Genomic DNA, 24,810 nt, shown 5'->3' on the forward strand with positions numbered 1-24,810 from the left:
TGAGCGGTTTGTCTTGGCGGACAAGATCTCTCTACCAGTAGTTCCGCTGTCCTACTCTCATGCCCCCACGCGCACGACAACACGATCCACTTGACACCCAGCCCAACCCACTAACTGAGCGGCATTGGGACTAGGGCCTGAGTCGAAGGGTCTAGCCGAGAACCGCACCGGCGCAACCGACCACCACGCCCGCGAGTCGTTTACCTATGGCGCGGAGTACAGCCCCTGCGCCAGCACCGGCCACGAAGTGTGCAGGTCGTCCTGCCAGTAGCCCCACGAGTGTGTGCCGGTATCGCGGTAGACGAAGGTGGCCGGAATGTTCAACTCGTTCAACCGCTGCTGCATATTGTGGGTGGACCAGTTGACACCCGCCTCGATCACCGCGCCGACCACGACGGTCGTTGGCGTGTCCTCCGGGTCCTCCATGCGGAATTTATTGCCCGGAATATCGTACGCACCCGGAATTCCGGTGCCGGTGGAGATGAAAAGGTTGGTGCCGCGCAGTTTTTCGGCCTGCAGCAGCGGATCGTTGGCCCGCCAGAGCGGACTGTCGTTCGGCCCCCACATATTCCGGGTGTCCCCACCACCCCAGGTTTCCACGGTCAACTTGACCATGCGCTGACCGATGGGATCGCTGACCTGCGCGATACCGCTGTATACCGCGACGCTGCGCCATTTGCCCGGATAGTCGATGGCGAAATTGAGCACCGAGGTTCCCGACATCGAAAGGCCCGCCATGGAATTGACGCCATTGGCGCCGAGTTGGGCATCGATCAGCGGCGGAAGCTCCTCGGCGATATAGGTTTTCCACTTGTTCGGGCCGAGCACCGGATCATCGCGTTGCCAGTCGGTGTAGAAGCTCCACTGGCCGCCGATCGGCTGGACAACATTGACGTCCTTGTCCGAAAGGAACTGCATGGCATCGGTATTGCGCTGCCAGGTCGCGTCGTCCTCGCCGCCGCCCGCGCCGTTGAGCAAATACAGCGTGGGGCGCGGGACCGAAGTGTCGGCGGGACGCAGTACATCGACCGGGATGAAGGCGTCCATGGCCGCGGAGCCGATATAGATCCGCCAATTGCGCTGGTCCTTGACCTCCACCTTCGCGACATACGACCCGTCGGGCGACTTCACCGTGGTCGGCACCGGGTTCGGGTCCGCGGCAGCGCTATCGACTCCCGTACCGATAGACAGTGCGGCCAGTACGGACGCCAGCGCGATACGCGCCCAGGTCCGAGGTTGTACGCCCATCCCCGCTCCTCTCTTCCGCCGAATCGTAGCGGTCCCGGCCGAGGATCCAAACTCCGTCCCAACCCTGGGGATATATCCGGTTCGAGGCGTAATTCTGTGTCGCACTGTGGGTTTGATTGAAATTCGGGCGGCGACCCGTTTTTCGAGGAATTCTGCCCGGGTGCGTCACCCCTCGGTCTCGAAGCTCAGGTTCGCCCCTTCCCGATATGCGCCCCGCCTTGCCCCGAAAGTAGCCCCGTTCTACGCGAGAGTGACAGTCAGTCCTTCGGGAAGCCCACCACGAAGCCGTAGGCGATCAGCACCGCGCTGACGACGCCGATGACCGGGATGATCCACATGAGGTCCATGGCGCGCAGCGTACGCGGCAGGCACCCGTCCGATCCGACGTTCGCGAGATTTTCCCGACCGGGAACCGTTCCGGTTGCGCGCGCGTCTAAACCCTGAAACGCTCGCATACTCCGAACGGAGCGCAGATGGACGAATGTACCAGGGGCGCGGGAGATTTCGTGGCACATGCCACCCGCGCAGCGAACTTGCAGCGATCAATCTCCCACCGGCACCGGAGATTTCGGTGATGCGGCGGCTACTGACGGCAGCGCTGCTCGCCTGCCTGTTGGCGAGCAGCGGATGCGCGGCAGGGAAATCCGATCCGGCCCGATTCGAGGGCATGGCGAAATCCTGTGTGGCACTGACCTATCCGGTCGAGGCGGCGGTCCGGGAATTCGCGGGCAAACTCTATTCGGCCGAGGTGAGCTTCGAGGATGTCGGCGCGCGATACGCGGCGGTCGGCACCGATGCGGCGGGAACCACCTGCTTCGCGAGCTATCCGGGCCGGGCGCAACCGTACCAACCGATCGAGATCGGCGAACCGCGCAGGCGCAAACTCTCGCTGACCTTCAAGATGCTGCTGGGTCCGGATCCGGTCGCCGCGGTCAGGCGCTATTTCGAGGTCAGCCGCGAGCACGACGGCGGCACCCAGGAGGCGGGAATCGGTGAGCAGTCCTATTCGGCGACCAGGGTCACCAATGAGCTGGGTGAGGTGGTCACGGCCTTCCGGATCAGCAATTTCTTCGTCGCCGTCTCCGCGCTGGGCGACAACAACGGCAGCAGGGGCGGGGCCAACTACAAATCGCCGGTCCTGTTCCAGAACTTGAAGTCCGGATCGGAACTGGTCGCCAAGGCATTGGCCACCCATGTGGACGCGGTGGTCGCGGGCCGCTGAGACTCGCGCACGGCGAGTTCAGGCCCAGTACGCACGCCAGTCGGCGGGCGCCAAGGGGATGCGCGCGCCGCGCGCGGCTTCGGCCGCGTCCTCGGCAGCGCGAATGGCAGCGGCGAAAGCCAAGGTGGCCTTGCGCAACCGCTCCTCGGCGCTGTCCGTCCCGCCGAGAACCACGGTGTGCAGGGCCTCGGGAATCAGGTCCTCGGGCAGGCCCGCCTTGGCGCTGCGGGTGCGCACCTTCTCGGCGAGAGCGAGGGCGGGCTGCGCCATGGCGATACCGTCCAGACAGGAGCGGCGCGCCTTCTCCTCGGATTTGCGCTGCTCCCAAGCGCGTTCCTGCGCGGCGATCTTCTCCGCGCGGGAGGCGGCGGCGGGAGGCCGCGGATCCGACAGGTGCGGGCTGCGGTTGACCAATTTGGCCACCAGCGCGGCCGCGACCTCGCCGACGGTGAATTCCCCTGCCGCCTCGGCGATTCGGGAGTGGAACAGCACCTGCAGCAGCAGGTCGCCCAACTCCTCCTTGATGGTCTCGACCTCGCCATGCTGGATGGCGTCGAGCAGTTCGTAGGTCTCCTCGAGCAGATAGGGACGCAGCGAGTCGTGGGTTTGGGTGACCTCCCAGCCGCCGAAGCGCCACAGCCGATCCATTACCTCGACGGCCTCGGACAGATCTGCGGTCAGGCGCGCGAGGGCGTCGTCGCTCATCGGGCCGCCGCGACCTCGGTGGGCACCCGAAGATCCACCGCGCCCTGCGCTTTGCCGTCCAGGGCCAGCAGCAGATCCGCGACGTACTGCAGCAGCACCACATCGCGCACCCGGTCGGCCCCGACGCTGTCGCGCACCCGTGGCAGCGGCAACTGCACGACCCCGCTGGCCGCCTTGTACGCGGCGCTCGGGTAGATGCGCTTGAGCCGCAACTGTTTGGAGTCGGGCAGGTTCAGCAGCGGGGAGATCTTCAACGTCGTTCCGGTGACGGTGATCTCGGTGACACCGTATTCGCGGGCCAGCAGCCGCAGCCTGGCCACCGACACCAGGCGGCCCACCTCGACGGGCAGCGGACCGTAGCGGTCCACCAACTCCTCCAGCACGGCGGCGAGCGCCGAATCGTCCTGCGCGGAGGCGAGTTTGCGGTACGCCTCCAGCCGCAGCCTGTCGCTGGCGATGTAGTCGGGCGGGATGTGCGCGTCCACCGGCAGGTCGATGCGCACCTCCTTCGGCTCCTCGACGGTGATCGGTTTGCCGTCGGCGGCGGCGCGATAAGCCTCCACCGCCTCGCCGACCAGTCGCACATACAGATCGAATCCGACGCCTGCGACATGGCCGGACTGCTCGGCCCCGAGCACATTTCCCGCGCCGCGGATCTCGAGATCCTTCATGGCCACCGCCATACCCGCCCCGAGATCGGAGTTCTGCGAGATGGTGGCGAGCCGGTCGTAGGCGGTCTCGGTGAGCGGCTTCTCCGGCGGGTACAGGAAGTAGGCGTACCCGCGCTCGCGACTGCGCCCGACTCGACCGCGCAACTGATGCAGCTGCGAAAGACCAAGGGCGTCGGCGCGTTCGACGATGAGGGTGTTGGCATTGGAGATGTCCAGACCGGTCTCGATGATGGTGGTGCATACCAGCACATCGAATTCGCGCTCCCAGAAGCCCTGCACAGTCTGTTCGAGCATGTCCTCGTGCATCTGGCCGTGCGCGACCACCACCCGCGCCTCGGGCACCAGATCGCGAATGCGCTTGGCCGCCTTGTCGATCGAGGACACCCGGTTGTGCACGTAGAAGACCTGGCCGTCGCGCAGCAGTTCGCGGCGGATCGCCGCGGTGACCTGCTTGTCGTTGTACCCGCCTACGTAGGTGAGCACCGGGTGGCGCTCCTCGGGCGGGGTCAGGATGGTCGACATCTCCCGAATGCCCGCCAGGCTCATCTCCAGGGTGCGCGGAATCGGCGTGGCGGACATGGTCAGCACGTCGACGTGGGTGCGCAATGCCTTGATGTGCTCCTTGTGCTCGACGCCGAAACGCTGCTCCTCGTCGACCACGACCAGTCCGAGATCCTTCCAGCGGACACCGGTCTGCAACAGGCGGTGGGTGCCGACGACGATATCGACCGAACCGTCGGCCATTCCCGCCATCACCTCGCGCGACTCCGCCGGATCGGTGAACCGGGACAACCCCTTGACGGTGACCGGGAAGCCCGCGACCCGTTCGGTGAAGGTCTGCAAATGCTGTTGCGCCAGCAGGGTTGTCGGCACCAGCACCACGACCTGCTTGCCGTCCTGCACCGCCTTGAAGGCGGCGCGCACCGCGATCTCGGTCTTGCCGTAGCCGACATCGCCGCAGACCACCCGGTCCATCGGGACCGGCTTCTCCATATCGGATTTGACCTCGGCGATGGCCGTCATCTGATCGACGGTCTCGGTGAAGACGAAGGCGTCCTCCATCTCCTGCTGCCAGGGGGTGTCCGCGCCGAAGGCGTGGCCCGGCGCGGCCTGCCTGGCCGCGTAGAGCTGCACCAGCTCGCCCGCGATCTCGCGAACGGCCTTGCGCGCCTTGCGTTTCGTATTCGCCCAGTCGGAACCGCCGAGTTTGGACAGGCTGGGCAGTTCGCCGCCGACGTAGCGGGACAGCTGATCCAGCGACTCCATCGGGACGAACAGGCGGTCCCCCGGCTGGCCGCGTTTGCCCGGCGCGTATTCGATAACCAGGTATTCGCGGCGCGCGCCGCCCACCGTGCGCTCGATCATCTCCACGAAGCGGCCGATGCCGTGCTGATCGTGCACGACCATATCGCCCGCCGTCAGGGCCAGCGGGTCCACCTGGTTGCGCCGCTTGGCGGGCAGCCGTTTGCCCTCGCCCGGCGCGGTGACCCGGTTGCCGGTGAGATCGGATTCGGCGACGACCACCAGACCCGCGTCATCGAAGATCACGCCGTCGTGCAGGGAACCGCACAGCACCCCGACCAGACCCGGCTGGGGTGCTGCGCCTGCCGCCAGCGCGGCGGCGGGCACGTCGGCATCGCCGAGACGCTCCAGAATGCGTTGCGCCGTACCGTGTCCCGCGACGACCACCACCGCGCGGCCGCCGGTGGCGACATGCGCGCGCAGCGAGGCGAAGATGGTGGCGACCAGTTCCTCGGAGCCGCGCGCGGCCGGACCGGCCAGCACCGGCAGCACCACCTCGGCCGGATCGCCGGAGGTGAGCGGGCTCAGCGTCCACCACGGCAGTCCGTTGCGGTTCGCGGCGGCGTGGATATCGGGCAGCGGGCGGTAGGAGGAGGCCGCGAGATCGAGTCCGTGGCCGCCGAGCGGGGCCGCGCCGCCGAAAGAGGCAGCGGTCCAAGAGGCTTCGAGGAATTCCGCGCCGGTGCGCACCAGATCGGCGGCGCGGGTGCGGATCTTCTCCGGGTCGCACAGCAGGATGTGCGCACCCTCGGGCAGCAGGTCGGTGAGGAGTTTGAGCTCGCCGGGCCGCAGCACCGGCAGCAGCGCCTCCATCCCCTCCACCGGCAGACCCTCGGCGATCTTGTCCAGCATCTCGACCAGCGCGGCGTCGGCGGCGTTCTGCACCGCCAGCTCCGCCGCCCGCGCCCGCACGGCGGGGGTGAGCAGCAGCTCCCGGCACGGTGTGGCGAGCACCGCACCCACCTCGAGTTCGGGCAGCGAGCGCTGATCGGCCACCGCGAACGGACGCAGTTCGGTGATCTCCTCGCCCCAGAACTCCACGCGCACCGGATGATCCGAGGTGGGCGGGAACAGATCGAGAATGCCGCCGCGCACCGCGAATTCGCCGCGCTTGCCGACCATGTCGACCCTGGTGTACGCGAATTCGACCAGGCGGGTGAGCAATTGGTCGAAATCGAATCGGGCGCCGACGCGCAGCACGATCGGTTCGATATCGCCGAGGCCGCGGGCCATGGGCTGCATGAGCGAGCGCACCGTGGTGACCACGACCCGCAGCGGCTCCGGAAATACCTCGTCGTGGGGGTGGGCCAGTCGGCGCAGGACGGCGAGCCTGCGTCCGACGGTATCCGCGCCCGGTGAGAGCCGCTCGTGCGGCAGCGTCTCCCAGGAGGGGAACTGCGCGACCGCCCCGCCGAGGATCTCCTGGAGTTCGACCGTGAGATCGTCGGCCTCGCGACCGGTGGCTGTCACCACCACCAGGGGCCGCTTCGCGGCGACGATATCGGCGACGAACGGGCGCACCGCCGACGGAGCCACCAACTCCACGGGTGATTTGCCGAGGAGGCTGTCCACGGTGCGCAGCGCCGAGTCGGCCGCGGCGGCGGCCGCCAAGCCGGCCAGGGGCGGGCGACCGGATTCCGGCGCCGACGGCTTGCCAGGCTCCGCCTGCGAGGGACTATGAGGCATGGGAACGACTCCTGAGCACGGCGTTTCGAGCGGCGAGTCGAGTCTAGTCATTCGGACCGACCGCCCCGACAACCGCCCGGCGCCGAACCGCTACAGGTTGCTCAGGGCACGTAGCGGCGCAGTCGCCGCGCCGCGAATTCGCGGAAGTAGGGCAGTTTCTCGCCGGGCACCAGCGAGGGCAGCAGGAAGTGCCAGGCCCGCTCCATCCTGGTGGCCATCTGCTCCATGGATTCGGTGCCGACCGCGACGATGTGCACGCCGGAGGTGACCTCCTGCAGCAGTACGCCGACGACCTCGGGATCGAGATCGTCCTGCAGATCGCCCTGGGCGATGGCGCGCTCGGCCAGCAGCCGATAGGTATCGCCCCAGGTCTTGGTGATGTTCTCGCCCTGAGCGCCCCGATAGTCGCCGATTTGGTGGGTGAGTTTGAGCATCGCGCCGACCATCGGATCGTTCATCGACAGGTCGGCCACCACGTAGGTGATGCCGATGCAGGCTTCCAGGGCGGGCACCCGAGGGTCGAAAAAGCCCTGGCAGGAGCCGACCAGCCGCTCATTGCCCTGATCGACCACGGCGCGGGCCAACTCCTCCTTCGAGCCGAAGTGGAAGTAGAGGGCGCCCTTGGTCACGTTGGACTGCGAAATGATCTCGCTCAGGCTCGCGTTCGCATACCCCAGCCGCAGAAAGACGTCGGCCGCGCCCGCGAGGACGGAGTCGCGGGTGATCTCCGCGCGCGCTTGCCTAGCCATCAGATCCGCCTGTCATCCAAAAACCAGCCATCCTGAAGTAGACCGACATCCCGGAGTTGACCTACATACCACCCGAACAGCACCCAGAGGATGCGTGAACCGTACCACCAGCCGCCCGCCCACCCGGCAATTCGAGCATTCGGCCCGAGCCCGATAGCAATTCACTGGTTAACACGCGTGGTCAGTCCGAGGAACCGGTCCGCCATTCCGAACTGATGAGCTGGGGGTCGGCCTCCAGATGCTGCAAACCGTTCCAGCACAGATTGACCAGATGCGCCGCCACCACCTCCTTCGGCGGTTGACGTTCGTCCAGCCACCAGGTAGCAGCCGTGGAAACCATGCCGACCAGTCCCTGCGCGTAGAGGGTGGCCAGGCCGGCATCGAAGCCGCGACGCCCGAAATCCCCGGCCAGAATGTGGGCGACCTGGTTCACCGCCTCATTGAGCAGACTCGAGTAGCGCCCCTCGGAGGCGGATGCGGGCTGATCGCGGACCAGGATGCGGAAACCGTCCGTGCGCTCCTCGATATAGGTCAGCAGCGCCAGCGCCACCTGTTCGAGCCGCACCCTGGAGCGATTCTGGGTCAGCGAGGAGGCGATCATGTCCAGCAGCATGGACATCTCCCGGTCCACCACCACCGCGTACAGCCCCTCCTTCCCGCCGAAGTGTTCGTACACAACGGGTTTGGAGACCTGGGCACGCTGGGCGATCTCCTCGATCGAGGTGGCGTCGTAGCCGCGCTCGGCGAACAGCGCCCGGCCGATCTCGATCAGCTGCTGCCGCCGCTGTGTGCCCGTCATACGCGGTCTCGGCGCCCGCGCCTCACCCGAAGACCGCATCTCACCTGAGGACAAAGATCCGCCCCTCTTCCTGCCGGCCCAACTGCATCGTCGCCGTCAACTCTGGCAGACAGACCGATCGGTCGCCCAATGACCCCGAGACCCGCGCAGGCCCAGTTCGCGGGTGCGCGATGGCGGATTCCGGCAGGCGGTTCGACGTAAGGGAGGTAGTCGTGCGAGGATTCATGCCGTGCCTCGGCACAGCGGCGGCTCGGGTCCTCGTCCAGCAGAGCCAGATCCGCCGGTGTGACAATCCGCCGTAGTGTAATGGCAGCACCTCTGATTTTGGTTCAGATAGTTCAGGTTCGAGTCCTGGCGGCGGAGCACACGGCACGCTGAACCACGCACAGCGAACTCAGACCGACCGCGCAGCCCGCTCGATGACAGGCAGCCGAGGGAGATCCATGCCACAGCAGACCGCCGTCGTCGTTCTCGCAGCCGGTGCCGGGACACGAATGCGGTCGAAGACCCCCAAGGTTCTGCATTCATTGGCCGGCCGGAGCATGCTGGCGCACGCGCTGCATGCGGCCGCCGAGATCGACCCCACCCACCTCATCACCGTGATCGGCCACGATCGCGACCAGGTCGGAGCGGCGGTCGCCGAGGTGGGGCACGAACTCGACCGCGAGATCGAATGCACGGTCCAGGAGCGACAATTGGGCACCGGACACGCGGTGCGGTGCGCGCTGGACGCGCTGCCCGCCGAGTTCTCCGGCGACCTGGTCGTCACCTCCGCCGACGTGCCCCTGCTCGACGGGCACACCCTTTCCGCACTCCTCGACGAACACCGCAGTTATCCCGAGCGATCGGCGGTCACCGTGCTCACCTTCGTCCCCGAGGATCCCAACGGCTACGGCCGGATCGTGCGCGACGCCCACGGCCATGTCGTCGCCATCGTCGAACATGCCGACGCCACCCCGCAGCAGGCCGCGATCAACGAGGTCAATTCCGGCGTCTACGTGTTCGACGCCCAGGTGCTGCGCACCATGGTGGCCCGCCTGTCCACCGCCAACGCCCAGCACGAGCTGTACCTCACCGATGTGCTGCGGCTGGCGCACGAGGCCGGACATCCGGTGCACGGCGCGCGCCTGGTCGACGCCGCCAAGGTCACCGGCGTCAACGACCGGGTCCAAATGGCCCATGCCGCAGCCACTCTCAACCGCTACCTGCTCGAGCGCCATATGCGTGCGGGAGTCACCGTCATCGACCCGGCGACCACCTGGGTGGACGCGGATGTGCAGATCGGCCGCGATGTCGTCCTGCGGCCCGGCGTCCAACTGCTCGGCGGCACCGTCATCGGCGAGGACGCCGAGATCGGCCCGGACTGCACCCTGACCGATGTGGTGGTGGGCGAGCGCGCGCAGGTGGTGCGCACCCACGGCACCGGCGCGACCATCGGCGCGGACGCCACCGTCGGCCCGTTCACCTATCTGCGGCCCGGCACCGTGGTCGGCACGTCGGGGAAGCTGGGCGCGTTCGTCGAGACCAAGAACGCCAGCATCGGCGCGCACTCCAAGGTTCCGCATCTGACCTATGTCGGCGATGCCACCATCGGCGAGTACAGCAACATCGGCGCATCCAGTGTTTTCGTCAACTACGACGGGGTGCGCAAACAGCACACCACGGTGGGGTCGCATGTGCGCACCGGAAGCGACACAATGTTCATCGCACCGGTGACCGTGGGTGACGGAGCTTATACCGGAGCGGGTACTGTACTGCGCAGAAACGTTCCACCGGGGGCACTCGCGGTATCCGGTGGACCACAAAAAAACATCGAGGGCTGGGTGCAGCGATTCCGTCCGGGAACGGAGTCGGCACGCGCGGCGGCGGAAGCCATCGCGGCCAATGAGGTATCGAGCAAGGCAATCGAGCAAAAGGATGGCAAACAGTAGTGACCGCGTCATGGATCGATAACCAGAAGAACTTGATGCTCTTCGCGGGACGCGCTCATCCTGAGCTGGCCGAACAGGTCGCCAAGGAACTGGATGTCCACGTCACCCCCCAGACCGCGCGCGATTTCGCCAATGGCGAGATCTTCGTCCGGTTCGAGGAGTCGGTGCGTGGCTCGGACGCCTTCGTCCTACAGAGCTTTCCGGCGCCGCTGAATCAGTGGCTGATGGAGCAGTTGATCATGATCGACGCGCTCAAGCGCGGTTCGGCCAAGCGGATCACCGCCGTACTGCCCTTCTACCCCTACGCCCGCCAGGACAAGAAGCACCGCGGCCGCGAGCCCATCTCCGCGCGTCTGGTCGCCGATCTGCTCAAGACCGCGGGCGCGGACCGCATCATCACCGTCGACCTGCACACCGATCAGATCCAGGGCTTCTTCGACGGCCCGGTCGATCACATGCACGCGCTCATCCAGCTCTCGGAGTACGTCCGCAACAACTACAGCCTCGAGCACATCACCGTGGTCTCCCCCGACGCGGGCCGGGTGAAGGTCGCCGAGAAGTGGGCCGATTCGCTGGGTGGTTCGCCACTGGCCTTCATCCACAAGACCCGCGACCCGCTGGTGCCCAACCAGATCGTGGCCAACCGCGTGGTCGGCGATGTCGACGGCCGCACCTGCATCCTGATCGACGACATGATCGACACCGGCGGCACCATCGCGGGCGCGGTCAAGGTGCTCAAGGAGGCAGGCGCGGGCGATGTCGTCATCGCCGCCACCCACGGCGTGCTGTCGGATCCGGCCGCCGAGCGCCTCGCCAACAGCGGGGCCAAGGAGGTCGTGGTCACCAACACCCTGCCGATCAGCGAGGAGAAGAAGTTCCCGCAGCTGACGGTGCTGTCCATCGCGCCGCTGCTGGCCCGCACCATTCGCGAGGTCTTCGAGAACGGCTCGGTGACGGGGCTTTTCAACGGCAACGCCTGATCGGCCGTAGCTGTCACGGCGGTCGGGACCACGGTCCCGACCGCCGTTTCCTTTATGACCGCCGGTCCGTCTTTTCGATACCCACCTGTCTGATTTCGCGGGCCGGGCGAGGGATACTTGCGGCATGGACACCGATCCCCTCGACATGGATATGGGTGACGACGAGCAGGCCGACGAGATCAGGGAGTACGAGCGCTACATCGAGGATCCACCGCACGACCTGGATATCGCCGACCGGGAAGACCAGGACGAGGGCCGCCTCGGCATCGAGGAGGAACTCGAACAGGAGTGGACCGAGCGCGACGGCGAGGTCGAGGACAATCGTCCCGCCGAGGTCGCGGCCGTGGAGATCGTGAACGACGACCAGCTCTGAGGCGCGCTCGGTGCGCCGTGGTACCCATGTGGTGAACGCACGACAAGGAGATGCCATGAGCACGCCGTCCGGCGCGGAACGCCCACCCGACGACGATCTCTACCCGCCCGACGAGGGTCCGCTGCGGCGGCTCGGCAGGCAGACCATGTCGTTGACCGCCTTCGGGTGCGCCGCGCTGGCCCTGCTGTTCTGCCCGCTGCTGTTCGGACCGGCCGGGATACTGTTCGGCTGGCTCGGACACCACCGGGGCGAATCGCTGGGCAAGTGGGCCGCCCTCACCTCCGTGCTCGCACTGGTGGGCGGCACGGTGCTCGGCCTGCTCTACTACCACTCCGAGCTGCGCGACGGCGGTACCGGAGTAGGTTTCCGGGTATGACGGAATTCCGCGGTTTCCCCTTGGCCGGCCTGGACTTCTACGAGGATCTCGAGGCCGACAATTCCAAGACCTTCTGGACCGCGCACAAGCATGTCTACGACGAATCCGTCCTCGCGCCGATGAAGGCGCTGGCCGCCGATCTGGAGGCGGATTTCGGCACCGCCAAGATCTTCCGCCCCTATCGTGACGTGCGCTTCGCCAAGGACAAGTCGCCGTACAAGACCGCGCAGGGCGCGGTGGTCGGCACCGCGCCGGGCTGCGGCTGGTATGTGCAGCTCGGCGCGGGCGGCCTGTACGTGGGCGGCGGCTTCTACCAGGGTTCGCCCGAGCAGATCGCCCGCTTCCGCACCACCGTGGCCGAGCAGGCGCGCGGCGCCGAACTCGAGACCATCCTGGCCGGTTTGCGCAAGGCCGGGTTCGACGTCGACGGCGAACAACTCAAGACCAAACCCAAGGGCTACGACGCGGACCACCCGCGCATCGACCTGCTCCGACACAAGTCCCTCACCGCGGGCAAGAGCTTCGGCGGCCCCGACTGGGTGGCGACGCCGCGCGCGGGCAAGGAGGTCCGCAAGGCGTGGGAGTCCATGCGGCCCTTCATCGATTGGTTGTCCGCCGTCGTCGGTTAGAACTCAAGCCCTGGCTAGGAGCAGTGCGAAGCGGTGGTCCGGGTCGGTCCAGACGTGGTCGGTGGCGAAGCCCGCCGCGGCGAGTTCCTTCGCCAGGCCGTCGAGGTGGAATTTGGCCGAGATCTCGGTGCGCAGTTGTTCGCCCGCGGCGAAGTGGACGGTCAGGTCCAGCTCGCGCAGGTGGACGGTCATCTCCTCCGTCGCGACCAAACGCATTTCGATCCACAGTCGTTCGGGATCCCAGACCGCGACGTGCTCGAAGCGCTCCGGGCGGAAGTCCGCGCCGAGGCGGGTATTGAGCACGTGCAGCACATTGCGGTTGAATTCGGCGGTCACACCCGCCGCGTCGTCGTAGGCGGGGACGAGCACATTCGGGTCGATCACCAGGCCCGCGCCGAGCAGCAGCAGTTCGCCGGGTTCGAGCACATCCCTTATGCCCGCGAGGAATTCGGCGCGTTCGGCCGGGACCAGGTTGCCGATGGTCCCGCCGAGGAAGGCGATCATGCGGCGGCCGCCGCCGGGCAGGTTGCGCAGGGTGTCGGTGAAATCGCTGACCACGCCCCGCACCGCGAGGCCGGGAAACTCCGCGGCGATCTGCTCGGCCGCGTCGTGCAGGGCGCTGGACGAGACATCCTGCGGCACATATGTTTTCAATGAACCACCGGCGGTGAGCGCGGACAGCAGCAGCCGGGTCTTGGCCGCCGAACCCGCACCCAGCTCCACCAGCGCGTCGACCCTGGCGAGTCGCGCGATCTCCCCCACCACCCGCTCCAGCAGGGCGCGCTCGGTGCGCGTCGGATAGTACTCCGGCAGTTCGGTGATCATCTCGAACAGCTCGCTACCGCGCGCATCGTAGAACCACTTGGGCGGCAACCACTTCGGGCTGGCGGTGAGACCGGTTCTCGCATCGTCGCGCAGCGCGGCGGTGAGGTCCGCGTCGGTCAGGTGGATATCCAGGGTAGGTGCGGTCATTGCGCTTGCCCCTTTCGGAGGACGGAATCGCGCTGGGCGGCCGGATCATTCGGCTCCGCCGCGAGCGGTGTGCTGGACAGCTCGCCCGGTCGGGCGCACACGAGCTGTCTGTCTTCGATGGGTAGCCAGGCGGGATCGTCGTCGTAGGGTTCGGAGGACAGGATGGCCGATTCGGGGGTGAGGAGTGCGTAGAGCGAATGGTGCACCGTTGTGGCCCAGAGGGTTTCGCCGTCGCTGAGCAGGAAGTTCAACCGCGAGGTCGGCGCGTGCGCGAGGATGGCCGCGCACAGCAGCCGCAGCGCCTCGGCCGGTCCCGCGACGAATTCGGCGCGCAGCAGCCGCGCGAGCAGGGTCCACACCGTCGCGGAATCGGTCGGCGATTCGGCGGTGAGCAGTAATTCGGCGGCGAACAGTCCGGCCGAGCCCGCCCGCAGCGCCAGCGCGTCCAGGTCGGCGCAGACCGCGGTGAGCACCGCCCGCCAGTCGGGGACGTGGCCGTTGTGGCTGAAGGCCCACACGCCGTCCACGAATGGCGCGCAGGCCGCGCGCTCCACCGGCATGCCCGAGGTCGCGGAGCGGATCGCGCCGAGTATCCCGCGCGAGACCAACTGCACCAGAACCTCGTCCACCGCCGGATCGGTCCAGATCGGCGCGGCATTGCGATACCGGGCAGCCACCACACGCGGGTGGCCATTGCGCTGCCCCTGCGAACCGGCGCCACCGGAGGCCGGATGCCACCAGGCCGCGCCGAATCCGTCGGCATTCACCCGCGCCCTGCTGCGCATCTCGGCGGGTGCGTAGGACTGCACGCGCAGGGAATGCGTTCCGCGCGTGAGGATTTCCCCGACCGGCAGCGGTGCACCGACGTATCCGATATGGCGGCACATCAGCGCTCACCCGCCCGCAGGTCGCGCGCGAGTCGGAAACCCGCGAAGATCTGGCGGCGGATCGGATGGTCCCAATTGCGGAAGGTGCCTCGGCAGGCGACCGGGTCGGTGCCGAACGAACCACCGCGCAGCACCCGATAGTCCCCGCCGAAGAAGACCTCCGAATATTCCCGATAGGGGAAGACACGGAAGCCCGGATAGGGCTCGAATCCCGAGGCGGTCCACTCCCAGACATCGCCGATGAGTTGGTGCACACCGGCAGGGGAGGCACCCGCCGGATACGCCCCGACCTCGGCCGGTTCCAGGTGGCGCTGACCGAGATTCGCGGTCGCGGCATCGGGTTCGGCCGCACCCCAAGGGAATCGGCGCGACGCCCCGGTCGCGGGATCGAAGCGCGCCGCCTTCTCCCACTCCGCCTCGGTGGGCAGCCGCTTGCCCGCCCACTTGGCGTACGCCTCCGCCTCGAACCAGCAGACATGCAGCACAGGCTGTTTCGGCCGCAGCGGGTGCACGACACCGAAGGCCCGCCGCCACCACTGACCGTCCGAGTCGCGCTCCCAGAACTGCGGGGCGACCAGACCGGCCTCCTGCCGATGCGCCCAACCGCGCTGCGACCAGAGTTCGGACCGCTCGTAGCCGCCGTCGGCCATGAAGGCCAGATACTGCGCATTGGTGATCGGGGCCGCATCGATGGCGTAGGCGGGCAGGTCGACCCGATGCGCGGGTCGCTCATTGTCCAGCGCCCACGGATCGGTCGAGGTGCCCATGGTGAATTCGCCTGCGGGAATGATGATCTCACCGCCGACCGGCATCGAGGCGGTCGGCGGCGGGGCGGCGGCGAGCACGGCGGCGCCGGTCCGCAACTGGTGGGTGGCCAGCATGGTCTCGTCGTGCTGCTGTTCGTGCTGGGCGATCATGCCGAAGGCGAAACCGCCATCGAGCAGCGCCGCGCCGCGCAGCGCACTGGCCCCCAGCACATCCCACACCTTCTCCCGCACCGTCGCGACATAGCCGCGGGCCTGGCCGGGATCGAGCAGCGGCAGCGCCGGACGATCCGCGCGCGCGTGCCGGAAGGCATCGTAGAGATGGTCGATATCGTCGCGAACGGGTTCGCGGCCGCCGACATCGCGAACCAACCACAGTTCCTCTTGATTGCCGATATGCGCGAGATCCCAAACCAGAGGACTCATCAGGCGGGAGTGCTGGGCGAGCAGTTCGGCCTCGTCCAGACAATCGGTGAGGGTGGCGGTGCGGCGGCGGGCTCGGGCGAGCACCTCGGCGATCTCGGCGCGCAGGCGCTCGGTCGCGGCATGGTCGGTGGCGGAGGGGATGGTCATGGCGGAGCTCTTTCCGGGCTGGGGATCGGCCGCGACGCGGCGGTAGCGGAAGCAGAACCTATGCGGCTCCCGGTGGTCCGGGGCCGCAGGTCACGGGCCGCCCGTTCCGTTACCGGATCCGGCGCGACACAGGGCGAACTCCTCGCGCGGCGTGCGGCCGCGGCGACATCGGTGCACGGCGGCGTCCAGTTCCGCCGCGGCGGCCCGCGAGCGCGCATGCCCGGCCGCGAGTTCCAGCAGCGCGACCGCGACCGCGCGAATCTCCGGATCGGCCAGACCGTTTCGGGCCGCGTCCAACCAGCGCCCGGCGACCGGCGCGGCCACCGCCGTCGCCCGCGCCACCAGTTCGGGCGAGGCGAGCAGGGCGTCGAAGAGATGGATCGGCACCGTCCACGCCCCGCCCGGCTGGGCGTCCAGATAGCGGACCTCCAGGTGGCCCGCGGCGCGGACCGGTGGGAAAAGCGTCGTCAGGTGATAGTCGAGATCGTCGCTGTCGGGGCGGCGGCCCACCTCGTCGTCCAGTGCGCCGGAGAGCCAGTCGGCGAAGGTCGCGCCGGGCGGGGCCGCCCAGTCGGACCCGCCATCCGGGCCGCGCACGCACAGCAGCGGCACATCCAGCGCCCAGCGGCCGTAGGAGGCGACCGGATCGGTCCAGTCCTGGACCGGTGGGCGGGTACGGGCAGTGTCCAACCGCAGCCACGCCCGCATGCGCTGCGAGGCCCAAGCGCCCGCGGGCGCACCGCGCAGCGCGGGTGAGCAGGCGAAGGCGGCCACCAACGCCGGACCCATGGCGTAGAGGGCGATCCAGCGGGCCGCGACCTCGGCGCGATCACCGCCCGCGTCCACGCTGACCTGGGTGGCGGCGGTATTGCACATCATCAGCTTGCCGAAGGGGCCGATACCGGCGAAGGAGCGCTCCATCGCGCCGTAGCGCGGCAGGCGAAGCAGGCGTTTGGCGCGGCGATCGGCGTCGGCGGCGGCCGAGACGGTGCGAATGGCGCGGGAATCGAGCAGCACCCGCAGCATGCGGGCGTCGGAGCCGAGTGCGTCGCACAATTGGGACGCGGTGGCGTAGGGGGAGCTCGAGAGTTCGATCTGACCGCCGGGTTCGATGGTGACCCGGCTGCCACCCGGCAGCGGAAGTGCCGGAGATTCGGGGGCGATGGACCTCGGTGCGTACGGTCCGAGAGCGTCCGCCAGGGCGGTGAGCTGGGGACGGGGGGCGGCCGATGGGCCTGCGGCGGAACACTCACCCTGCACCGTGAGCCACTCCAGTTCCGCGCCGATGAGTCGCGGTGGCCCCTGTTTGAAACAGATCTTGCCGATATAGGCCTCGGCGGCGGCGCGGCTGGACAGCTCGCCCGAAGCCGCCGCGCCCGCGACGGGCTGTTGATGTTCGAGCGTGACGGACATGTCGACCTCCATCATGGTGCGCGTCCAATCAGGGTAGCCAGACAGACCGACAAGAAACCGTCAGAGATTTGTGACGGGATGCTTAACAGATATCCCCAAAAGATGGGACGACTGCGCACCTGGCAGGCGGTACGGTCAGCCGCATGCTGGATGAGGTACAGGTGCGCGCCGAGACGCCAGGCGTCGGCGCAGGGCTGGTTTTCCTGGATAGTGCGGGGTCCTCGCTGCCCCCGCGAATCGTCACCGAGACGGTTGTCACCCACTTGCGAAGAGAGGCCGAGGTCGGCGGATATCGCGCCGCGCAGGAGCGGCTCGACGCGCTCGACGGCGTCAAAGCCGCCATCGGCAGGCTCATCAATGCCGCGCCGGCGAGTATCGCCCTGAACGACAGCGCCACCAGGGCGTGGACCGACTTCTTCTACGCGGTGCCGCTGCGGGAGGGCGACCGGATCCTCATCTCCGGCGCGGACTACGCCGCCAATGCCATTGCCGCGCTGCACCGCGCCCGCGCCACCGGCGCGACGGTCGAACCGATCCCGGACGATCCCAGCGGGCAACTCGACCTCGACGCACTCGCGGCCATGATCGACGAACGCGTGAAACTGGTTTCGCTGCTGCATGTTCCGACCAATGGCGGTCTGGTCAATCCCGTCGCCGAGGCCACCCGCATCGCGCACCGCGTCGGCGCGCTGGTGCTGCTCGACGCCTGCCAGTCCACCGGACAGTTGGCCATCGATGTCGCCGAACTCGGCGTCGACGCGCTCTCGGCCACCGGACGCAAATGGCTGCGCGGGCCGCGCGGCACCGGATTCCTCTATGTGCGACCGGATCTGGCGCTGGAACCGCAGCGACTCGACCTGCACAGCGCGACCTGGACCGCACCGCAGGAGTACCGCATCGCCGAGGACGCGACCCGATTCGAATTCTGGGAGTCCGATATCGCCGGACGGCTCGGACTCGGTGCGGCGGTGGAGTATCTGCTCGAGCTGGGACCGGAGCAGGTCTACGCCGCCATCGCCGCGCGGGCGGAGTATCTGCGAAAAGCCTTGCCGGAGATAGCCGGTGTGACGGTGCGCGACCTGGGCGCCCGGCGGGCAGGCATCGTGTCGTTCACGGTGGATGGGCTCGAGTCGACTCGGGTGCGGGATCGATTGGCGGAGCAGGAGATAACCCTCACGGTCAGTCATGCGAGTTCGACACTGCTGGATATGAATAGACGCGGATTGGCCTCGGTGCTGCGGGCCTCGCCGCACGCGTTCGTCAGCTACCCGGAGTTGGATCGGTTCGTCGCGGCGGTGGCCGCGCTGCGGTGAGAGTGGTTGCCGCCGCACGCGATAGGGTGGATCGCGTGCGGCGGCAAGCCATTTCGGTCGCGGTCAGGAGCAGCCGGTTCCGCAGACCGGCGCGGGTTCCGACGCGGGTGCGCCGATACCCGGCAGGCCGAGACCCACACCGATGGGGGCGGTCTTGGGCTTGAGACCCGCCTCGTGCGCATCGCCGGCACGGGTGCGGCGATGCCCGCGCAGCGGGTTGTCCGCGATGAGGTGGTGCGGTGCGGCGGCGGTGATGTCGGCGGTGACGATATCACCGGGGCGCACCGCGTTCTCGCCCGCGCGGAAGTGGACCAGCCTGCCGTCGCGGGCACGACCGCTCATGCGGGCGGTGACGGCGTTCTTCTTCCCGCCGTCGACCACCAGCAGTTCGACTTCGGCGCCGACCAGGGCCTCGTTGTTCTCCAGCGAGATCTGTTCCTGCAGGGCGAGCAGCCGCTCATACCGTTGCTGGACCACCTTCTTCGGGATCTGGTCGGGCATGATCGCGGCGGGTGTGCCCGGCCGGGTCGAGTACTGGAAGGTGTAGGCGCTGGTGAATCGCGCCTGCCGGACCACCTCCAGTGTCTGCTCGAAATCCGCCTCGGTCTCGCCCGGAAATCCGACGATGATGTCGGTGGTGATGGCCGCGTCGGGCATGAGCGCGCGGGCCTTGGCGATGATGTCGAGGTAGCGGGTCTGCCGGTAGGACCGCCGCATCGCCTTGAGGATCCGGTCGGAGCCGGATTGCAGCGGCATATGCAACTGCGGGCACACGTTCGGCGTCTCGGCCATCGCTTCCAGCACATCGTCGGTGAACTCGGCCGGATGCGGGGAGGTGAACCGCACTCGCTCCAAGCCTTCGATGCCGCCGCAGGCCCGCAGCAGTTTCGCGAAGGCGGAGCGATCGCGCTCGATGGTGGGATCGGCGAAGTTGACGCCGTAGGCGTTGACGTTCTGCCCCAGCAGGGTGACTTCGAGGACGCCCTGGTCGACCAGGGCCTGAGCCTCGGCGAGGATATCGCCGGGCCTGCGATCGATCTCCTTGCCGCGCAAGGCGGGCACGATGCAGAAGGTGCAGGTGTTGTTGCAGCCGACGGCGATGGACACCCAGCCGGAGTAGGCGGAGTCCCGCTTGGCGGGCAGCGTGGACGGGAACGCCGACAGCGATTCCAGAATCTCGATCTGGGCGGACTTGTTGTGCCGGGCGCGTTCCAGTAGCACCGGAAGCGCGGCGAGATTGTGCGTGCCGAAGACGACATCGACCCAGGGCGCCTTGCCGAGGACGGTTTCGCGATCCTTCTGCGCCAGACACCCGCCGACGGCGATCTGCATACCGGGCCGGTCCGACTTGACCGGGGCCAGGTGAGCGAGAGTTCCGTAGAGTTTATTGTCCGCGTTCTCCCGGACCGCACAGGTATTGAAAACCACCAGATCCGCGACCGCGCCCGGTTCGGCGGCCACATATCCGGCGTCTTCCAATAGTCCCGACAGTCTTTCGGAATCGTGGACATTCATTTGGCAACCGTAGGTACGGACCTCAAAAGTGCGCGAGCCCATACTCCGCATACTAACCGGTCTCCTGCCATTTGCGCGAGACCGGAAAATTCGTGGCAATTCACCTACCGATGATGAGGCAAACATCGGTACAACACGGGGCATCCTGTGGGTGACAGGCACCGGAGTCACCGAATGTTCACTGGCATAGCACTTTTCGGCCACCGCAATCGTCTACCGGCTTCGATTCCGAGGCTTGCGCGCGCACTATAGGCTATTCCCAGAATTGGCGATATGCAAAGTTCATCGGATCGATTTCTGTTTCCCCTCTTGCGTGGTCGGCAATCGATCCGATACCGTATGGTTCATACCCGGAAGGGAACAAAAACTTCAGAAGCGGCGAGAACTTCGAAAGAGTTGCGAGCGGATTCAAAATTCGCGAACGGGCTCGAATCGGGGCCGGATTCAAAATCCGAGAAATCGCGGCGCGGACTGAAAATCCGATAGCCGAATGCGATGGACGCCGCACCACAACTTGATAGCGGCGATGACTTCGAGCGGCGGACGATCTCAAAAATCGTGACCGCACGCTTCGGGGGCGGATTCAAAATCCGTTGATCCGGCCCGGACTCAAAATCCGGCTGCCCAACCTTCGCCGCACAGAACTCGAGATGGTGGCGAGAGCCTCGATCCCGGTGCCGAGCGATCTGAAAAGTCGCCAACGAACCAGGTCGGGGCACGGACTCAAAATCCGAAGCACCGAGGCCCGGACTCAAAATCCGGTCACCACGGCCACTCGCGAAGTGCGCCCTGACGAGACGAGCGATCTGAAAAGTCGCGATCGAATCGTGGGGCACGGACTCAAAATCCGTCGCACCACCGGCACGGACTCTAAATCCGCGAGCCGGTGCACCCACCACGCCAGGCCCCTCGGCAGCAGCCGAGGGGCCTGGCGGTGCTTCCAGGACTGAACCGCGACCGCCACCCGTACGTGTACGCAGCACCGGCCCTAGCGAAAAGGGGGTTAACACACGGCGGCCGGGCCGGGATAGTGGGAGGGGCCGGGTTGTGTCGGCAAGGTGAGGAGTGCGCAGTTGAGCAGGTTTACCGACGAGATGTACGCGACGGCCCGCACGTCGACGAGGGGTTTGGTGACGGGCGAACCGACCGCGCCGCTGCGCCGGGATTGGGGCGAGATCCATCGCATCGCGCGGCGCATGGCGGGCGCACTGGCCGCGGCCGGAGTCGGCCACGGGGATGCGATCGGGGTGCTCGCGGGACTGCCCTTCGATATCGCGCCCGCCTGCCAGGCCATCTGGATGCGCGGCGCGTCCATCACCATGCTGCATCAGCCGACCCCGCGCACCGATCTGCTGGTGTGGGCGCGCGACACCGAGACGGTGCTGCACATGATCCAGGCGCGGGCCGTGGTGCTCGGGACTCCGTTCGAGGCGGCCGAACAGGTGCTGCGCGAACGCGGGATCACCGTGGTGCGCGTCGACCGACTCGCCGAGGGCGCGGACACCGATCCGCTCCCGACCGCGGAATCCGATATCGCGTTGCAGCAGTTGACCTCCGGTTCCACCGGCTCGCCCAAGGCGGTGCGCATCACGCACGCCAATTTTCACGTCAACGCGCACGCCATGTTCGACCGGGTGAAGTTCCAGACCGCCGACGATGTGATGGTGAGCTGGCTGCCGCTGTTCCACGATATGGGTATGGTCGGATTCCTCAGTGTCCCCATGCAATTCGGTGCCGAGGTGGTGTGCGTGACGCCGCTGGAGTTCCTCACCCGACCGCTGCTGTGGGCGGAGTTGATCCACAAGTATCGCGGAACCGTCACCGCCGCACCGAATTTCGCGTACTCGCTGCTGGCCCGCCGATTGGAGCAGGCCGAGCAGGGCTCGCTCGATCTGAGCTGTGTGCGCTACATGTGGAACGGCGCGGAACCCGTCGACCCGGACACCATGGATCGCCTCGCCGTGGCAGGCGCGCGTTTCGGACTCGGCCCCGCCGCCCTCACGCCGGTCTATGGCATGGCGGAAACCACGCTGGCCGTATCCATTCCGGATCCCGGCCACGGCCAGGTCCTCGACCTGGTGGACGGCGAACTGCTCGAGGCGCTGGGCAAGGCCGTTCCGGTGCAGATCGAGCACCAGCACCAGGGCACGGTGCGCAGACTCCCGACACTGGGCTACCTGGTGGACAATCTGGAGGGCCGAGTGGTCGACGCCGAACGCGGTCCGCTGCCCGTCCGCACCGTAGGGGTCATCGAATTGCGCGGTCCCGCAGTGACTTCCGGATATGTGACGGTCGACGGTTTCCGCGCGGCGCAGGACGCGGACGGCTGGCTCGACACCGGGGATATCGGCTACTTCACCGAGGAGGGCCTGATCGTGGTGTGCGGGCGGATCAAGGACGTCATCATCATGGGCGGCCGCAATATCTACCCCACCGATATCGAGCGGGCCGCCCAGCGGGTGGCGGGCGTGCGGCCGGGCAACGCGGTGGCCGTGCGACTCGACGCCGGGCAGAAGCGGGAGAGTTTCGCGGTGGTGGTGGAGAGCAACGACCATCAGGATCCGGTGGCGGTGCGGCGGATAGAGCACGATATCGTGCACACCGTATTCGCCGAGGTCGGGGTGCGGCCGCGCACCGTGGCGGTGCTCGGACCCGGCGCGTTGCCCAAGACCTCCTCGGGCAAGCTGCGCCGCGCGGCCACCGCCGTACATCTGGGGTGAGCCCGGCATCTGGGTTCACCCGTTTCGCACACCGATGAATTCGCCTAGCACGCGCGGTCTACATCACCGAGACGACCGCGCACCCGAAGGAGCGACCCATGCCCAAACCCGAACTCGATCAGCGCTACAGCTCCCCCGGCGCGCGGCCACCCAAGTGGTCCGAGGTCGAGGCCGTGCTGGTGGCGGCCGAGATGTTCTGGCTGTCCACCGTGCGCGGGGATGGTCGCCCGCACGTCACCCCGCTGCCCGCCATCTGGTACGCCGGTCGCCTGCACATCGCCACCGGCCACGGCGAGCAGAAGGCGAAAAACCTGGCGGCCCAACCGCACTGCGTTCTCACCACCGGCACCGACCTGATGAACAGCGGCCTGGATGTGGTGGTGGAGGGCGCCGCGACTCGGGTCACCGACACCGAGACGCTGAACGCGCTCGCCCAACTGTGGAAGACCAAGTTGAACTGGGACTATCGAGTCGGCGACGGCGAATTCGTCATGGCCGGTGATGTCGTCGCGGGCGTCTATGGCATTACGCCACACAAGGTTCTGGCCTTCGGAAAGGGAGAACCATTCACCCAGACCCGGTTCCGCTTCGAGTCGAGCGAATAGGCGTACTGCTGAACGTAATCGAGCGCCGCTCAGTGCAGCTGGTTCTGCGCGGCCTCGAGGCCGACGCGCAGGACCAACTCGACGGCGTCGGCAGCCTGTTCGACGATCACCGGAACCTCTTTGCGCTCCGGCGTCGCGAACGGCTTCAACACGAAATCCGCCGGATCCTGGCGGCCCGGCGGGCGGCCGATGCCGATGCGGGCGCGGACATAATCCTTGGTGGTGAGCGCCGCGGAAATGGAGCGCAGGCCATTGTGCCCGCCCTCGCCGCCGCCGCGCTTGAGCTTGACGGCCCCGAACGGCAGATCGAGTTCGTCGTGCACCACGATCACCTCGGTCGGGGGCACGGAGAAGAATTTGGCCAGCGCGGCCACCGGCCGCCCGGACAGATTCATATAGGACCGCGGCTTGGCGATCAGCACCTGGCGGCCGTCCAGCCGGGCCTGTAACAGGTCCGCACCGGACTTCTTGTGCACGGCGAACCGGCCGCCGACGCGCTCGGCGAGCACATCGGCGACCAGGAAACCGACATTGTGGCGGGTGCGCTCGTACTCCGAGCCCGGATTCCCGAGTCCGATCACGAGCGCGGGTCCACCCGGGGTCACGCCACCAGGGTTTCCAGCCGGCACTCCTTTGGAGTTTCCAGGCAGCGCGGCGTTCACTCGACCTCCGTGGTTGTGCCGCAGGAGATTATTCGGCGCTCTCGGCCGGGGCCGCTTCCGCCTCGGCGGCCGGGGAAGCGATGACGTTGAAGATCAGGATCTCGGCATCGGTGGCCAGGGTGACGCCCGCGGGCAGCGTGATGGCGCCCGCGGTGATCTGGGTGCCCGCCTCGATACCCTCGACGGAGACCTCGATGGCCTCGGGCAGGTGCAGCGCGTCGGCCTCGATGGACAGGGTGGTCGACTCCTGGGTGATCAGGGTGCCCGCAGCGGCCTCGCCGACCAGGGTGACCGGCACGTCGGCGGTGACCTTCTCGCCGCGCTTGATGATCAGCAGGTCGGCGTGCTCGATGTAGCGCCGGATCGGGTGCACGACAACGGACTTGGTGAGGGCGAGCTGCTGCTTGCCCTCGATGACGAGGTTCAGCACCGCGTTGGTGCCGTGCTCGCGCAGGATCGCCGCGAACTCCTGGGCGTTCACCGAGAGGTGCTGCGGGTCGGCGGCGTGGCCGTAGAGAACGGCGGGCACATTGCCCGAACGGCGGGTGCGGCGCGCGGCGCCCTTGCCGAATTCGGTGCGGACGGTGGCCTCGAGAACGTTCACATCGGACATGGCTGGATCTACTCCTCCGGCTTGCGGCTGTCAGCGGGTGGCGGTAAGGAAAGGGTGGAATTCCCGAACCGCATTGGTCTGCTCGTCGGGCGAAGACCGCGC

At 67.5% G+C, this 24,810-nt stretch carries 22 protein-coding genes and 1 tRNA gene; 10 read left to right on the forward strand and 13 right to left on the reverse strand.

Going from position 1 to position 24,810, the window contains the following annotated elements:
- Window positions 1–204 precede the first annotated feature (204 nt).
- Window positions 205–1,248 (reverse strand): alpha/beta hydrolase, encoded by a 1,044-nt coding sequence (locus tag D5S18_RS08235; RefSeq protein ID WP_120039257.1) that lies wholly within the window; start codon window positions 1,246–1,248, stop codon window positions 205–207.
- A 574-nt stretch (window positions 1,249–1,822) separates the two neighbouring features.
- On the opposite strand from D5S18_RS08235, the gene D5S18_RS08240 reads away from it, so the two are divergent.
- Window positions 1,823–2,470, forward strand: coding sequence for a hypothetical protein (locus D5S18_RS08240; protein ID WP_120039258.1), 648 nt, complete (start codon window positions 1,823–1,825; stop codon window positions 2,468–2,470).
- Between the two features lie 18 nt (window positions 2,471–2,488).
- Here D5S18_RS08240 and D5S18_RS08245 read toward each other — a convergent pair whose 3' ends face one another.
- The 4 genes from D5S18_RS08245 to D5S18_RS08260 form a co-directional block, all read right to left on the reverse strand.
- Window positions 2,489–3,175, reverse strand: a complete 687-nt coding sequence (locus tag D5S18_RS08245) for a nucleoside triphosphate pyrophosphohydrolase (protein ID WP_120039259.1) — start codon at window positions 3,173–3,175, stop codon at window positions 2,489–2,491.
- Window positions 3,172–6,834: a transcription-repair coupling factor gene (gene mfd / locus D5S18_RS08250; protein ID WP_239003624.1), complete on the reverse strand. Its 3,663-nt coding sequence runs from the start codon at window positions 6,832–6,834 to the stop codon at window positions 3,172–3,174. The genes D5S18_RS08245 and mfd overlap by 4 nt, the downstream gene beginning before the upstream one ends.
- 101 nt (window positions 6,835–6,935) lie before the next feature.
- Window positions 6,936–7,583, reverse strand: coding sequence for a TetR family transcriptional regulator (locus tag D5S18_RS08255; protein WP_120039260.1), 648 nt, complete (start codon window positions 7,581–7,583; stop codon window positions 6,936–6,938).
- A gap of 181 nt (window positions 7,584–7,764) precedes the next feature.
- Window positions 7,765–8,382, reverse strand: coding sequence for a TetR/AcrR family transcriptional regulator (locus D5S18_RS08260; protein WP_239003625.1), 618 nt, complete (start codon window positions 8,380–8,382; stop codon window positions 7,765–7,767).
- Window positions 8,383–8,674: 292 nt separating this feature from the next.
- Here D5S18_RS08260 and D5S18_RS08265 point away from each other — a divergent pair.
- The 6 genes from D5S18_RS08265 to D5S18_RS08290 all read left to right on the forward strand — a co-directional run bounded on the left by D5S18_RS08265 (window position 8,675) and on the right by D5S18_RS08290 (window position 12,671).
- Window positions 8,675–8,745: transfer RNA gene (locus D5S18_RS08265), tRNA-Gln, on the forward strand.
- 80 nt (window positions 8,746–8,825) lie between these two features.
- Complete coding sequence (gene glmU, locus D5S18_RS08270; RefSeq protein WP_120039262.1) at window positions 8,826–10,313, forward strand: bifunctional UDP-N-acetylglucosamine diphosphorylase/glucosamine-1-phosphate N-acetyltransferase GlmU; 1,488 nt, start codon at window positions 8,826–8,828, stop codon at window positions 10,311–10,313.
- Window positions 10,313–11,293 (forward strand): ribose-phosphate diphosphokinase, encoded by a 981-nt coding sequence (locus D5S18_RS08275; RefSeq protein ID WP_120039263.1) that lies wholly within the window; start codon window positions 10,313–10,315, stop codon window positions 11,291–11,293. Before glmU ends, D5S18_RS08275 begins: the two co-directional genes overlap by 1 nt.
- Window positions 11,294–11,417: 124 nt before the next feature.
- Entirely contained in the window at window positions 11,418–11,666 is a 249-nt protein-coding gene (locus D5S18_RS08280) for a hypothetical protein (protein WP_120039264.1), read from the forward strand.
- A gap of 55 nt (window positions 11,667–11,721) precedes the next feature.
- A complete protein-coding gene (locus D5S18_RS08285) occupies window positions 11,722–12,042 on the forward strand; it encodes a hypothetical protein (RefSeq protein WP_120039265.1) in 321 nt (106 codons plus the stop codon).
- Entirely contained in the window at window positions 12,039–12,671 is a 633-nt protein-coding gene (locus D5S18_RS08290; protein ID WP_120039266.1) for a DUF2461 domain-containing protein, read from the forward strand. Before D5S18_RS08285 ends, D5S18_RS08290 begins: the two co-directional genes overlap by 4 nt.
- A 3-nt stretch (window positions 12,672–12,674) precedes the next feature.
- Here the strand turns inward: D5S18_RS08290 and egtD are convergent, their stop codons facing one another.
- The 4 genes from egtD to egtA form a co-directional block, all read right to left on the reverse strand.
- Window positions 12,675–13,643, reverse strand: a complete 969-nt coding sequence (gene egtD / locus D5S18_RS08295; RefSeq protein WP_120039267.1) for an L-histidine N(alpha)-methyltransferase — start codon at window positions 13,641–13,643, stop codon at window positions 12,675–12,677.
- Window positions 13,640–14,530: an ergothioneine biosynthesis protein EgtC gene (gene egtC, locus D5S18_RS08300; RefSeq protein ID WP_120039268.1), complete on the reverse strand. Its 891-nt coding sequence runs from the start codon at window positions 14,528–14,530 to the stop codon at window positions 13,640–13,642. The genes egtD and egtC overlap by 4 nt, the downstream gene beginning before the upstream one ends.
- Window positions 14,530–15,867 (reverse strand): ergothioneine biosynthesis protein EgtB, encoded by a 1,338-nt coding sequence (gene egtB / locus D5S18_RS08305; RefSeq protein ID WP_120039269.1) that lies wholly within the window; start codon window positions 15,865–15,867, stop codon window positions 14,530–14,532. The genes egtC and egtB overlap by 1 nt, the downstream gene beginning before the upstream one ends.
- Window positions 15,868–15,957: 90 nt before the next feature.
- The gene (gene egtA, locus D5S18_RS08310) at window positions 15,958–17,280 is read right to left on the reverse strand and encodes an ergothioneine biosynthesis glutamate--cysteine ligase EgtA (RefSeq protein ID WP_120040362.1); all 1,323 of its coding nucleotides are present in this window, start codon (window positions 17,278–17,280) and stop codon (window positions 15,958–15,960) included.
- A 143-nt stretch (window positions 17,281–17,423) separates the two neighbouring features.
- Between egtA and D5S18_RS08315 the strand changes: the two genes are divergently transcribed.
- On the forward strand, window positions 17,424–18,593 hold the full coding sequence (locus tag D5S18_RS08315; RefSeq protein WP_120039270.1) for an aminotransferase class V-fold PLP-dependent enzyme: 1,170 nt from the start codon (window positions 17,424–17,426) through the stop codon (window positions 18,591–18,593).
- Window positions 18,594–18,656: 63 nt separating this feature from the next.
- Here D5S18_RS08315 and miaB read toward each other — a convergent pair whose 3' ends face one another.
- Together miaB and D5S18_RS34410 are read right to left on the reverse strand one after the other, a co-directional pair.
- On the reverse strand, window positions 18,657–20,159 hold the full coding sequence (gene miaB / locus D5S18_RS08320) for a tRNA (N6-isopentenyl adenosine(37)-C2)-methylthiotransferase MiaB (RefSeq protein ID WP_120039271.1): 1,503 nt from the start codon (window positions 20,157–20,159) through the stop codon (window positions 18,657–18,659).
- A 293-nt stretch (window positions 20,160–20,452) separates the two neighbouring features.
- Window positions 20,453–20,944: a hypothetical protein gene (locus tag D5S18_RS34410; RefSeq protein ID WP_147403906.1), complete on the reverse strand. Its 492-nt coding sequence runs from the start codon at window positions 20,942–20,944 to the stop codon at window positions 20,453–20,455.
- A 237-nt stretch (window positions 20,945–21,181) separates the two neighbouring features.
- On the opposite strand from D5S18_RS34410, the gene D5S18_RS08325 reads away from it, so the two are divergent.
- Together D5S18_RS08325 and D5S18_RS08330 are read left to right on the forward strand one after the other, a co-directional pair.
- Entirely contained in the window at window positions 21,182–22,828 is a 1,647-nt protein-coding gene (locus D5S18_RS08325; protein ID WP_120039272.1) for a fatty acyl-AMP ligase, read from the forward strand.
- 98 nt (window positions 22,829–22,926) lie between these two features.
- Complete coding sequence (locus tag D5S18_RS08330) at window positions 22,927–23,433, forward strand: pyridoxamine 5'-phosphate oxidase family protein (RefSeq protein WP_120039273.1); 507 nt, start codon at window positions 22,927–22,929, stop codon at window positions 23,431–23,433.
- Between the two features lie 29 nt (window positions 23,434–23,462).
- Here D5S18_RS08330 and pth read toward each other — a convergent pair whose 3' ends face one another.
- Entirely contained in the window at window positions 23,463–24,038 is a 576-nt protein-coding gene (gene pth / locus D5S18_RS08335) for an aminoacyl-tRNA hydrolase (RefSeq protein WP_120039274.1), read from the reverse strand.
- Window positions 24,039–24,123: 85 nt separating this feature from the next.
- Complete coding sequence (locus tag D5S18_RS08340) at window positions 24,124–24,708, reverse strand: 50S ribosomal protein L25/general stress protein Ctc (RefSeq protein WP_120039275.1); 585 nt, start codon at window positions 24,706–24,708, stop codon at window positions 24,124–24,126.
- Window positions 24,709–24,810 lie beyond the last annotated feature (102 nt).

This window comes from Nocardia panacis, from assembly GCF_003598715.1.
GTDB classification, from domain to species: Bacteria; Actinomycetota; Actinomycetes; order Mycobacteriales; family Mycobacteriaceae; genus Nocardia; species Nocardia panacis.